Origin of the sequence: Bacteroides oleiciplenus YIT 12058, from assembly GCF_000315485.1 — a bacterium.
GTDB classification, from domain to species: domain Bacteria; phylum Bacteroidota; class Bacteroidia; order Bacteroidales; family Bacteroidaceae; genus Bacteroides; species Bacteroides oleiciplenus.
Genome location: NZ_JH992945.1, coordinates 69,286 through 81,617, shown reverse-complemented (window position 1 = coordinate 81,617; position 12,332 = coordinate 69,286). Strand labels below are relative to the sequence as shown.

The following is a 12,332-nucleotide window of genomic DNA, read 5'->3' as shown; positions in this document are numbered from 1 at the left end:
GTTACCAATATTTCAATCTCCACTTACCCAAATTGTGTTTTTATCTATTATCATAGGACGCAAATTCTTAATAAACTCTATTACAATTTTCATTGATTGTTTATCTAACGTCTTTATATAATCATTCGCCAAATTAATAAGTAATTCAAGATTTTGAGGTATCAATCTTGTATCTCCATATTCATCAATACTCAATCCTGTCTTTGCATGAAACTCCAAAAAGACAGGTTGTAATATTCTCAATTCAACATCATTCAAAGCGAAGTGATGATTATTCATTGTATTGCTAAAATCTAACATTTCAATTATTTGTTTATTGGTAACGTTATACTATCAGCCGATTTGGCTGTTATTTTCTTTAAGTATCAGACCTCGTCTTCCTCCATCAACAGATCGTCCAACGGGCTTTTGATATTGCTTTTGAAAGTGTCGGCTATGTGGACATACCTTTCCGTTGTCTTGATGTTGTTATGTCCCATAAGCTCTTTCACAATCTTGATGTCGGTTCCTTGCTCCAGCAAGTGGGTGGCGAACGAATGGCGCAGCAGGTGCGGATAAATCCGTTTCGTGATTCCTGCTTCCCGGGCCGCTGCCTTCAGCCGTTTCGACACGATACTCTCGGTGAAAGGTTCGCCCGGTCTGTGTTCAAAAAGCCACACTTTCGGTTTGTATAGTCTGTTATATTCCGTCAGCTTTTTCATCAACGGTTTTGATAGCAGGGTGTAGCGGTCTTTTTTTCCTTTACCCTGCCGCACCCGTATCAGGGAGCGGGATTCGTTGATGTCGCCGGGTTTCAGTTCCAGCAGTTCGCTGATGCGCAATCCTGCGGAATAGAGTATGGAGAACATGCAGAAGAAGCGCAGGTCTGTCACCATCGCGTCGAGTATCTTCTTTATTTCCTCCTTGCTCAACACGTCGGGCAGCGTCTTCTCCCGTTTGGCACGGTTCACCTTGTAACACCGCCGTTCCTGACCGAGAACTTTCTCGTAATAGAACTTGATGGCGTTGATACGCTGGTTTTGCTGGCAGGAGGATATGTTTTTCTCGTGGATGAGATACAGCAGGTAGTCGTTTATCTCGCCGGGGGTAACCGTTTCAATCTTACGCCCCTCGAAATGCTGTTGGAAATCGCGGAAATAGGAGGTATATACCCTTACGGTATGGTCACTGTAACGCACTTGCTGAAGTTTTTCCAGATAGCCTTCCGGCAGTGGCGGCCGTTTGTCTTCCTCTTTACGGGGGGCGGTTTCCTTGATGGCAGAATAGTCTATAAACGCCATTTTCACATAGCGGTCGAAGAACTCGGCAAGCACGAAATCTTCTGCCGGCAGATAAGCCCTGCCGCCGACAAGCAGTACGTTTTCTTCCTTCGACAGCGACAAGCGGATGTCATTGTCATTACCGAAAGTCACTTCGACAAATTCTCTCCCGTTTCTTATCACCGGAGAAAGTTTGATCTTGGTTTTTGGGGTATATATTTCCATGCCTCACGTTTTGTCGGATATTGAAACCCGTTTTCGCAAATTTATAAAAAAACACGGGTTATCCATGCGCTTTATTGACATTTAACAATAGATCCCGACTACCTGACAATAAGGTGAGGAGCCACGAAAATACCCTCTGCCAAATCCGTCCTTCCCGGCACTCCGTTTCTCCGATTTCCTCTGCCCTGCGCCACAAGCGGCCACTTCTGTGCCCGATGCTTCCATAGCCTTTCCAACTCTTTTACGTTCAGCCGGTTCCCCTTACTTTCGTTCCCGCATCGCTATTGGTGCTAACTAAAAACACTCGTAATTATGGACGAAAACGTAAAGAACGACGCTAAACAAGTCATGCTCGTTCAGAATGCCGACGACGGACGACTGCAAGCCGTTACCGGCGTGGATCGGGACGGCAATATCCAGACCGCCGACCCCACGGATCAGAACGTGGCGAGCCTGCTGAACGTGAACACGCAGGATTCAGCCCTCGAAGCCTTCTTCAAAAAGTTCATGGAACAGGCCCAGAACCCCGTCCACACGGGTATCTTCGTCATGACGGAGAATGCCCTGAACAAACTTATCCGCATCGACTTCGACCCGGAGATTCTGGAAAATTACCGTATCGACCCCTCCGAACGGCTTCAGACGCAGGAGCAGCGGCAGTTCGAGCCGCTGGACGTCACGAAGATAGACCTGGCGGATATGGAGAAGAAAGGTATCCGCATGGAGGACATCGAGCCGCACCTGAAAGCCATGTCTTACGGACATAAATCCAACGGGCTGGTGGAGATGAACCCCGAACTGGAGAACGGGATGCGTGTTTCCACCAAAGGGCGCGTGTCGCTCGAAGAGCAGGCGGACGGCTCGCTGCGCGTCGTGCCGCATTACTGGCAGGAACGGCCCGACCTCGACGCCCCCTTCCACGGGGTGCTGCTCGACGAGGAGGCGAAAACGAACCTGATGAACACCCGCCACGCCGGGAAAGTGATCGACCTGGAGCTGGAGCCGGGCAAGCTCACGCCCTGCTACGTGTCGATAGACAAATGGACGAACACGCTGGAACCCATGCCCGTTTCGCTACTCGAAAAACGTGCCCGCATCAAGGAGGCCGACCTCTCGGAAGGCAAGCAGATGGATTTCTACGGCGGCGGCAAGGTGTTGCTCGAAGGATATACCACCCGCGCGGGTTATAAGCGGGATGCCTATATCCAAATCGACGCGGCCGAACGTAACTATTCCTTTACCTACGACGGTTTGGATCGCAACCGCTACGCCCAGGAGAACAAGGAGATTTACCGCCAGAAGGCCGCCGAGAAAAACGGACGGCAGGAAACTACGGCCTCCGAACGACAGCCCACGCTCACGATTCACCGGACAATCCTCAAAGCCTCCGTGCCCAAAGAGGCTTATGACCAGTGGACGGAAGCGGTGAATGATCCCTCCAAGCGGGCGGATGTCAAGGCTTTCTACATCAAGGGCATGGTCAAGGACGGGCAGGGTGAGCCGTTCAACGCCTGGGTCAAGCCCAACTTCGAGCGTAACAAGATGGACTTCTTCCGCTGGAATCCCGACCGTGCGAAACGGCAGGGAGCGGAGGTCAAACCCGCCGTTGAAAGCCGTACCCAGGTCGCCGTCAATTCCGAGGGCAAGACCGTCGAAGCGGTCAAAGGTGTGAAAGAGCCGCTCAAGCAGGGACAGCAGGAAGCCACCCCGACGCAGAAGAAAAATTACCGCAGCAGCAAAAAGAGCAACTCCAAAGGTGTCAAGGTATAACGTATGAAATGGTTCTACATGCAGGCCGGAGCCATGCCGCTCCTGATCGCGGCGCTGGCCGCCTTGTACCTCCGGCCGGGTAAACGCAGCCCCCCGGAGGAGGCGGACGACGGACGGCAGTATTACGACGGGAACGGCAACCATGTCTATTACGACCGCCGGCTGATCGCCCGTCCGGAAAAAGAGAAAGAAGAAGAACTACAAGAAAACAACCACTGAAAAATCCGAATCATCATGCAAGTAATTATCGCAGAAAAGCCCTCGGTGGCGCGTGAGATCGCCGCCATCGTGGGAGCCACGAACCGTAAAGACGGTTTTATCGAGGGAAACGGCTACGCCGTAACCTGGGCCTTCGGCCACCTGGTCGGGTTGGCAATGCCCCAACAGTATGGCATCGCGGGTTTCCGCCGGGAAAACCTGCCTATCCTGCCATCATCGTTCATCCTCCTGCCTCGGCAGGTTCGGGAGGGTAAAGAGTATAAGGCCGACCCGGGTGTCGTGAAGCAGCTCGGTATTCTCCGGGAATTGTTCGGCATGGCCGAGCGCATCATCGTCGCGACCGACGCGGGGCGTGAAGGGGAGCTGATCTTCCGCTACATCTACTCTTACCTGGAATGCCGCACCCCTTTCGTGCGGTTATGGATCAGCAGCCTGACCGACCGGGCCATCCGCGAGGGGTTACAACACCTCCGCCCCGGCAACGAATACGACAACCTCTACCTCTCGGCCAAAGCCCGCAGCGAAGCCGACTGGATCGTCGGTATCAACGCCTCGCAAGCGCTTGCCGTGGCTGCCGGGCGGGGCGTCTGGTCACTCGGACGGGTGCAGACCCCCACGCTGGCGATCATCTGCTCCCGTTACCTGGAGAACAAGGCGTTCAAGCCCGCCACCTATTTCCGGCTGAAGCTCTCCACGGCAAAGGAGGGCACGGAGTTCACCGTCCTCTCCACGGAGAAATTCGACGGCAGGGAGAAGGCGGAAGCAGCCCGCGCCGAGGTTATCGGCGCCCGAACGGTACGCATCGTGAACGTGGAGCGCAAGGAGGCCAGGGAACAGCCGCCTCTCTTGTACGACCTGACGACACTCCAGAAAGAGGCCAACAGCCGGTATGGTTTTTCGGCAGAAAAAACGCTCGACATCGCCCAGTCGCTTTACGAGAAGAAGTTCATCACTTATCCCCGTACCGGCTCACGCTATATATCGGAAGATGTGGCCGAGGAGATTCCGGCACTCATCGGGAACATGACACGCTATCCCCGTTTCGCGGAATACGCGGGCCTGATGGATACCGCATCTCTCTCCCGCCGAAGCGTGGACAACGAAAAGATCGCCGACCACCACGCGCTGCTTCCCACCGAGAACCTCCCCTCCGAACTGGATGCCGACCACCGCATCGTCTATGAGATGGTCGCGGGGCGGATGCTCGAAACCTTTTCCGGGGCCTGCGTGAAAGAAAACACTTCCCTTACCCTGCAAAGCGCGGGACATGATTTCACGGCCCGCGGCAGTATCATGGTCGAGACGGGCTGGCGGGCCGTCCTGAATGAACCTGTCGAAGAGAAAGAGGAGGACATGACCCTCCTTCCCGACATCGTGCAAGGCGACGAGCTGCCCGTCAAAGGATGCGGCACGGAACAGAAACAGACCCGGCCGCGCCCCCTTCACACGGAATCGAGCCTGCTGGCGGCGATGGAAACCGCCGGACGCGAACTGTCCGACGAGGCCGAACGCGAGGCGATGAAAGATGCCGGCATCGGCACGCCCGCCACCCGTGCCGCCATCATCGAAACGCTCTTTGCCCGCGAGTATGTCAGGCGAGAGAAAAAGTCGCTTGTACCCACGGACAAGGGACTGGCCGTGTATGCCGTGGTCAGGGACAAGAAGATTGCCGATGTCGCCATGACGGGCGGCTGGGAACTGGCCCTCTCGAAGATCGCCACCGGGGAGATGGACGCCCCGACGTTCCATCGCGGTATCGAGGTCTTCACCTCGCAAATCGCCAAAGAACTGCTGGAAGCAAGAATCGACGGCGCGGAGAGTGACACAGCCTGCCCGCGTTGCGGCAGGCCCGTGGTGTTCTATCCCAAACTCGCCAAGTGTCAGAATCCCGATTGCGGCCTGACCGTATGGAGAACCGTGGGCCGCAAGGAGCTGACCGACAAGCAGCTCGCGGAACTGCTGACCAAAGGCAAAACCGGCACGATCCGGGGATTCGTCAAAAACGGCGGCGGAACGTTCGACGCGGCCCTCACGCTCGATGACCAGTTCAAGACCTCGTTCGTTTTCGAACCGCGCGATACTCCCAGGCAGGGAAAGAGGAACAAACGGAAATAATCGTTACCTTTGCCACTGGAAAAGACCTGTCATAACGAGATACGCTTGTTTGATAAGGATTTTTTCAGTGGTCGGCGCTTCGGGTGGGAACCCGGGGCGCCTTTCTCTTCCCCGATTATCAACGACCACTAAAAATTCTTATCATGCCAGACAAGCAACACCATACCCCCACGGGGGAATTGTCCTATTACGGACTTTCGTTACTATCCTACCTCAAGGACAGCCACCCGGAACTCATCGCCGAAAGTGAGTTCATCGCCGAGCGGGCCGACAGCGCCGCCCAAGCGTACAGCGAGGCGATCCGTTCGGGCTGCAACCACATCGAGGCCGAAGAAATTGCCCGCGAGGAACTCTGCCGCGGACTGCACTTTTCACCCTACAACACGCTGGTAAACATCCTCTGGAGGGAATTCGAGGCGGAGATTCCCGAGGATACCGCCCGGCAGGCGGCTCTACGCCTGCTGCCCCTCTGCCGCGGGGTGCTGGAGAAGTACGACCTCACGGACGACTTCGCCGACACGCCCGACTACGAACTGTTCTATACCGAACTGACGGGAACCGTCCAAATACTTCTCGAAGATGGCATTCAATAAGAAAACCCACCTCCGCCAGAATATCGACGCGCTGAAGACGGCCTTCACGCTCGACAGGGAACGGCGGGCGCCGACTCCCGAAGAAGAAAGGACACTCGGCGCATACAGCGGCTTCGGCGCCATCAAGGAAGTGCTGGAAAACCCCACCGGGAAACCGGACAAGGACGGCATGGCAACGCTCGTGGCCGAGTTGCACGAGGTCATCAGGGCGAACACCCCCGACGAACGGGAATACAAGCGCTACATGGACGGGATCAAGAACTCCGTCCTGACGGCTTTTTACACGCCCCCGAAAGTGGCAGACGCCATCGTGGAGGCGATATGGGACACGCGGATCGTCCCCAAACGTATTCTTGACCCCAGTGCGGGAACGGGGGTTTTCGTCAGTGCCGTGGATTTCCACGCCCCCTATGCGGAGATCACCTGCTTCGAGAAAGACCCCGCCACGGGGTTGATCCTGAAGCACCTGCACCCCGAAAAACGGGTGCGGGTACAGGGATTCGAGCGCATCGAACCCAAATACGCCGGTTACTACGACGTGGCCGTGAGCAACATCCCTTTCGGGGACGTGGCGCTCTTCGACCCGTTCTTCTCCACCCATACCGACCCCGTGCGGCGGCAAGGCACACGGGCGCTGCACAACTATTTTTTCATGAAGTCCGTCGATATGGTACGCGAGGGCGGCCTGGTGGCATTCATCACCTCGCAGGGAGTATTGAACGCCGAGCAGGGACGCCCCGTGCGCGAGTGGCTGATGAACCGCTGCGAGCCCGTATCGGCCATCCGGCTGCCGAACAACCTCTTTACAGAACACGCGGGGACGGAGGTCGGCAGCGACCTGGTTATCCTGCAAAAGAAAGCCGCCACGGGGGAACTGTCCGAACGGCAGCGGGATTTCATCGAATCCCGCAAGCTGTCGAACGGCATCCGGATAAACAACCTTTTCCAGTCGTTCGACAGGGTGATCCATACCGAGGCCAAAGTAGGCAAAGACCCCTACGGCAAACCGGCGATGGAGTTCACCCACGCGGAGGGCGTGGACGGCATCGACCGGGAGATGCGGCGTATGCTCTCGGAGGATTTCAACCGGCATTTCAACGAGAGTTATTGCCTGGAACATGCTCCGGAACAGACACCCGGTACACCGGAGCGGGAATTGTCCCGTCCCCGTCAGGCGGAACGCCAGCGTGCCGAAAGACACGAGCCCCGCCTTGCCGGAGAAATCGTCAAGGAGATTATCGCCGATGCCCGTAACCTTCAGCAGCAGCGGGAAGAGGAGGAAAAACGCCGCGTCGTCGCCGAAATGGCGGCACAGGGCTACCATGTCGATACCGAAACCGGGGAGATTACCCGAATCGAAAACAAACCCGGACAAGTGTTACCGGATTCTGCTGCCACACCCGCCGGAGAACCGACCGGGGAGGATCTGGCCGACTTCGGGGCCTGGTCGAAAGAGCGGGAGAATCGCTTGTGGGAGCAGCACCCGCCGAAACCCGAAGATTTCGGCATGGCAGATACTCCCGTGCAGCACGTGGGCGGAATAACGGAACCGAAACCGCGGGAGGGCTTCGCCGGGTCGCTTTTCGACACGGTGGAAACGGCGGCTCCCGTACCTGCCACCCAAGCTGCCGAACCGGTAAATGTGCAGCAGGAACCGTTGCTGACGCTCTACGATCTGTTCGGCTTCAGCGCCGAGGAGCGGCGGCAGGCAGAACTCGGTATATCCAAGAAAAGGAACAGCCGCCGGGGAGCAAAGCGGAAGACGCCCCGACAACCCTCATTATTCGCCCCGGCCTCCTCTCCGGAGGAACAGAAGAGCGAAATGCCGAAAACGACGCCACCGGAGCGTGATCCCGAAGACTTGTATGCCTCCCTGAACTGGGAGGACAACCCGCCGATCAACGGCTTTTACGAGATGATGATGTCGCTTACCCCGGAACGGAGGGCGGAATTGCGCCGACAAAGCGCCCGGCAGCAGGAAACCCCGGAACAGCGGGAACGGCAGGCGGTACGCCCCCCGACGGAAGCCCCGAAAGGCAAACGGAAACAAGCCGCCGGTACGCCGAGAACGGGCGGCCTGTTCGACACGCCGGACAATCCAGAGGAGGAAGAACCCGGTAAAGAAATGCCGCAGATACGGGAGGCGGATATGAAACCCCGACCGTTCGAGGGGGAGGTCGCCCCCTATTTCCGCGAGGGAACACTCGTCACGGACGGACAAAACCGGGTCGGCTACCTGCGGGGGATTGAATCCCTGCAACCCATGTTCCACCCGCTGGAACTCACGCCTGCACAACGGACGAAAGCCTCCATGTATATCGAGATACGCGATGCCTATTACCACCTTTATAACAACGAGGCGGAAACGCTGACGGCGAACCCCGCCCTGCGGGAGATGCTCAACCGGCTTTACGACAATTTCACCGAACGCTTCGGACGGCTCAACGACAAACGCAACCTCGACCTGATCAAGATGGACGCGCGGGGAACGGAGATTCTATCGCTGGAGCGTTACATCGAAGGCAAGGCACGCAAAGCCGACATCTTCGAGCGTCCCGTGGCCTTCAATCCCGATGAGATCACGCACGCCGACGACGCTTCGGAGGCCCTTGTGGCCAGCCTGAACAAGTACGGCCGGGTGGAACCGCACTACATGGCCTCGCTCACGGGAACTACCGTGGAGGGAATACTCGGGGAACTGAAAGGACGTATCTATTACAACCCGGAAACGGACGGCTACGAGGTTGCCGACAAGTTCATCGCCGGCAATGTCATCGGGAAAGCCGAACGGATCGAGGCGTTCCTGCGGGAGAATCCCGACCACGCCCCGGCCCGGGAATCGCTGGAGGCTCTGCGCGAGGCGACGCCCAAACCCATCGCTTTCGACGACCTGGATTTCAACCTGGGCGAACGGTGGATTCCAAAAGGTGTTTACGAGCGTTTCGCCTCTTCGCTCTTCGATACGGAGGTGAAGATCACCTTCGCCTCCAACCTGGACGAGTACGGCGTGAAGGCGGAAGCGACGAACGTGAAGATCACGGAGCAGTATGCCGTCAGCGCGCAGACCCGTAAGTACAACGGCCTGCACCTTTTGAAACACGCCCTGCAAAACACTTCGCCCGACATCACCAAGACCGTCCTCAAATGGGTGGACGGCGAACGGCGGGAGGTCAAAGTGCGTGACGGGGAGGCCATACAGCTCGCCAACAGCAAGATAGATGAGATCCGGGGTGCTTTCCCCGAATGGCTGCGCGAGCAGTCGTCCGACTTCAAAGACCGCCTGACAGACCTCTATAACCGTACTTTCAACTGTTACGTGCGCCCGAAGTACGACGGGACGCACCAGGAATTCCCCGACCTCGACCTCAAGGGGCTGGGAATCGACAAACTGTATGACAGCCAGAAGGACGCGATATGGATGGACAAACTGCTCGGCGGCGGGATAATCGACCACGAGGTGGGCGGCGGAAAGACCCTTATCATGTGCTGCGGGGCCTACGAGAAGAAACGCCTCGGGCTGGCCAATAAACCCATGATTATCGGGCTGAAAGCCAACATCCATGAAATAGCCCGGACGTTCTGCACCGCTTACCCGATGGCCAAAGTCCTCTACCCGGGCAAGGAGGATTTCACGCCCCGGAAGCGTGAGCGCATCTTCCGGGAGATACGCAACAACGACTGGGACGCCGTGATCCTCTCGCACGAACAGTTCGGCATGATACCCCAGTCCCCGGAGATACAGCAGGAGATATTGCAGGCCGAGCTGGACTGTGTGGAGGAGAACCTCGAAGTGCTCAAAGCACAAGGCAGGGACGTTTCCCGCGCCATGATGAAAGGGTGTCAGAAACGCAAGGCCAACCTGGAAGCCAAGTTGCAGAAGGTGGCGCACGCGCTGGAAACACGCAAGGACGACGCCGTGGACTTCCGCCTCATGGGTATCGACCACCTCTACGTGGACGAGAGCCACAAATTCAAGAACCTGACTTTCACGACCCGGCATGACCGGGTGGCGGGCCTCGGAAATCCCGAGGGGTCGCAGCGGGCGCTCAACATGCTTTTCGCGCTGCGTACCATACAGCAGCGCACGGGCCGCGACCTGGGGGCGACGTTCCTCTCGGGAACGACCATCTCCAACTCGCTCACGGAACTGTACCTGCTTTTCAAGTACCTGCGCCCGAAGGAACTGGAGCGTCAGAATATCCGCACCTTCGATGCCTGGGCGGCCATATTTGCCAAGAAAACCATCGACTACGAGTTTTCCGTGACCAACGAGGTCGTGCAGAAAGAACGGTTCCGATATTTCATCAAGGTTCCCGAACTGGCCATGTTCTACTCCGAGATTACAGATTACCGCTCGGCGGAGGATATAGGGATCGACCGACCGCAAAAGAACGAGATATTGCACAATATCCCGCCGACACCCCAGCAGACGGAGTTCATAGAACGGCTGGTGCAATTCGCCAAATCGGGCGATGCCACGCTCCTGGGCCGCCTGCCGCTCTCGGAGCGGGAGGAAAAGGCGAAAATGCTCATTGCCACAGACTACGCCCGCAAGATGTCGCTCGATATGCGTATGATAGACCCCGAACTATACAGCGACCACGTGGACAACAAGGCGAGCCACTGCGCCCGTATGATTGCCGGTTACTACCGCCGTTTCGAGGCGTACAAAGGTACGCAGTTCGTATTCTCCGACCTGGGAACCTACAAACCCGGAGCGGGGTGGAACGTCTATTCCGAGATACGGCGTAAACTCGCGGAGGATTACGGCATACCCCAAAGCGAGGTGCGGTTCATCCAGGAGGCGACCTCGGAAAAAGCGCGCAAGGAGATGATCGCCGGTATGAACGCCGGAAAAATCCGCGTACTCTTCGGATCGACCGAGATGCTCGGGACGGGAGTGAACGCGCAGAAACGCTGCGTGGCGATACACCACCTGGACTGCCCCTGGCGTCCCAGCGACCTGGAGCAGCGCGACGGGCGGGGAATACGCACCGGGAACGAGATCGCCAAACTCCATGCCGACAACAAGGTGGACGTGATATTATACGCCGTCGAGAAGTCGCTCGACGCCTACAAGTTCGGGCTGTTGCACAACAAGCAACTGTTCATCCGCCAGCTCAAGACCAACAACATGGGAAGCCGTACCATCGACGAGGGGGCCATCGACGAGAAAAGCGGCATGAATTTTTCCGAGTATGTAGCCGTCCTCTCGGGAAATACAGACCTGCTGGACAAGGCCCGCCTGGAGAAGAAGATCGCCACGCTCGAAAGCGAACGCCAGGCATTCGTGCGCGGCAAATCATCGAGCCGCTACAAGCTGGAGCAGATCACGGAGAAGATAGAGAAGAACAACGACCTGATACGGCGTATCGGCAAGGATCTGGAACACTTCAAGGCCCGCGTCGAGTTCAACGAGGACGGCTCGTACCGCAATCCCGTGAAACTGAACGGGCTGGAAACCTCCGACCCCAAGCTCATCGGGAAACAGCTCAACCGTATCGCCGAAACGGCACGCACGCTCGACAGGCTCGAACCCATCGGGAGCCTCTACGGGTTCGAACTGCTCGTCCAGAGCGAAACGACCGGGAAAGACGGGCTCGACCTGGTGCAGAACCGTTTTTATGTCCGGGGTGAAGGGGATTATCTATACCAGTATAACTACGGGAATATCGCCTCCGACCCGCGACTGGCGGCGATGAACTTCATCCACGCGCTCGCGACCATCGAGCCGACACTGGAAAAATTCCGGAAAAAGAACGAGGAACTGGAGAAAGATATTCCCGTCCTGCGGGAAGTGGTGGAAAGTTCCTGGCGCAAGGAGCCCGAACTGACGGCCCTGAAAACTGACCTGACGGAAATAGACCGCAGGATACAGCAAAGCCTCAAACCGATAGAAGAGAGCGAGGGAAAGGAGGCGGAGGAGGATAACGACGTGTGCCGGGAACGGCATGACACGGCGGAAGAGCTCCCGAAGGAAGACAACACGGCGGCCCGTATTCCTTCCCGGCTGCGGCAGATTGCCGACGCCTCCGGGGGGCGCATCGTGATCGCGGGCGTGGGCAGCCCGCCGGAGAACGGCCCCGCAAAGAAAGGGATTAAGATGTAAGCGAAAAGCCGACGGAAGTACAGATTTCCGTCGGCTTTTTTC

At 57.1% G+C, this 12,332-nt stretch carries 7 protein-coding genes; 5 read left to right on the top strand and 2 right to left on the bottom strand.

All coding sequences use genetic code 11. From position 1 onward, the window contains the following. Window positions 1-12 precede the first annotated feature (12 nt). Both HMPREF9447_RS22830 and HMPREF9447_RS22825 read right to left on the bottom strand, forming a co-directional pair. Window positions 13-300 (bottom strand): hypothetical protein, encoded by a 288-nt coding sequence (locus HMPREF9447_RS22830; RefSeq protein ID WP_004328533.1) that lies wholly within the window; start codon window positions 298-300, stop codon window positions 13-15. Between the two features lie 65 nt (window positions 301-365). Then, the gene (locus tag HMPREF9447_RS22825) at window positions 366-1,484 is read right to left on the bottom strand and encodes a tyrosine-type recombinase/integrase (protein WP_009132147.1); all 1,119 of its coding nucleotides are present in this window, start codon (window positions 1,482-1,484) and stop codon (window positions 366-368) included. 312 nt (window positions 1,485-1,796) lie between these two features. On the opposite strand from HMPREF9447_RS22825, the gene HMPREF9447_RS22820 reads away from it, so the two are divergent. From HMPREF9447_RS22820 to HMPREF9447_RS22800, 5 genes are all read left to right on the top strand, one after another. Next, the gene (locus HMPREF9447_RS22820) at window positions 1,797-3,254 is read left to right on the top strand and encodes a DUF3945 domain-containing protein (RefSeq protein WP_007558960.1); all 1,458 of its coding nucleotides are present in this window, start codon (window positions 1,797-1,799) and stop codon (window positions 3,252-3,254) included. 3 nt (window positions 3,255-3,257) lie between these two features. Continuing rightward, window positions 3,258-3,473: a hypothetical protein gene (locus HMPREF9447_RS22815; protein ID WP_004319199.1), complete on the top strand. Its 216-nt coding sequence runs from the start codon at window positions 3,258-3,260 to the stop codon at window positions 3,471-3,473. A gap of 15 nt (window positions 3,474-3,488) precedes the next feature. Then, window positions 3,489-5,588, top strand: a complete 2,100-nt coding sequence (locus HMPREF9447_RS22810) for a type IA DNA topoisomerase (RefSeq protein ID WP_009132146.1) — start codon at window positions 3,489-3,491, stop codon at window positions 5,586-5,588. Window positions 5,589-5,731: 143 nt separating this feature from the next. Then, window positions 5,732-6,181, top strand: coding sequence for a DUF1896 family protein (locus HMPREF9447_RS22805; protein ID WP_004295482.1), 450 nt, complete (start codon window positions 5,732-5,734; stop codon window positions 6,179-6,181). Beyond that, the gene (locus HMPREF9447_RS22800) at window positions 6,168-12,290 is read left to right on the top strand and encodes a helicase-related protein (protein ID WP_009132145.1); all 6,123 of its coding nucleotides are present in this window, start codon (window positions 6,168-6,170) and stop codon (window positions 12,288-12,290) included. The genes HMPREF9447_RS22805 and HMPREF9447_RS22800 overlap by 14 nt, the downstream gene beginning before the upstream one ends. Window positions 12,291-12,332: the final 42 nt, after the last annotated feature.

Bases quoted from the DNA above. Each gene is read 5' to 3' on its own strand.
- HMPREF9447_RS22830 (WP_004328533.1), bottom strand. From the start codon at position 300: ATGTTAGATTTTAGCAATACAATGAATAATCATCACTTCGCTTTGAAT.
- HMPREF9447_RS22820 (WP_007558960.1), top strand. From the start codon at position 1,797: ATGGACGAAAACGTAAAGAACGACGCTAAACAAGTCATGCTCGTTCAG.
- HMPREF9447_RS22800 (WP_009132145.1), top strand. From the start codon at position 6,168: ATGGCATTCAATAAGAAAACCCACCTCCGCCAGAATATCGACGCGCTG.
- HMPREF9447_RS22810 (WP_009132146.1), top strand. From the start codon at position 3,489: ATGCAAGTAATTATCGCAGAAAAGCCCTCGGTGGCGCGTGAGATCGCC.
- HMPREF9447_RS22825 (WP_009132147.1), bottom strand. From the start codon at position 1,484: ATGGAAATATATACCCCAAAAACCAAGATCAAACTTTCTCCGGTGATA.
- HMPREF9447_RS22815 (WP_004319199.1), top strand. From the start codon at position 3,258: ATGAAATGGTTCTACATGCAGGCCGGAGCCATGCCGCTCCTGATCGCG.
- HMPREF9447_RS22805 (WP_004295482.1), top strand. From the start codon at position 5,732: ATGCCAGACAAGCAACACCATACCCCCACGGGGGAATTGTCCTATTAC.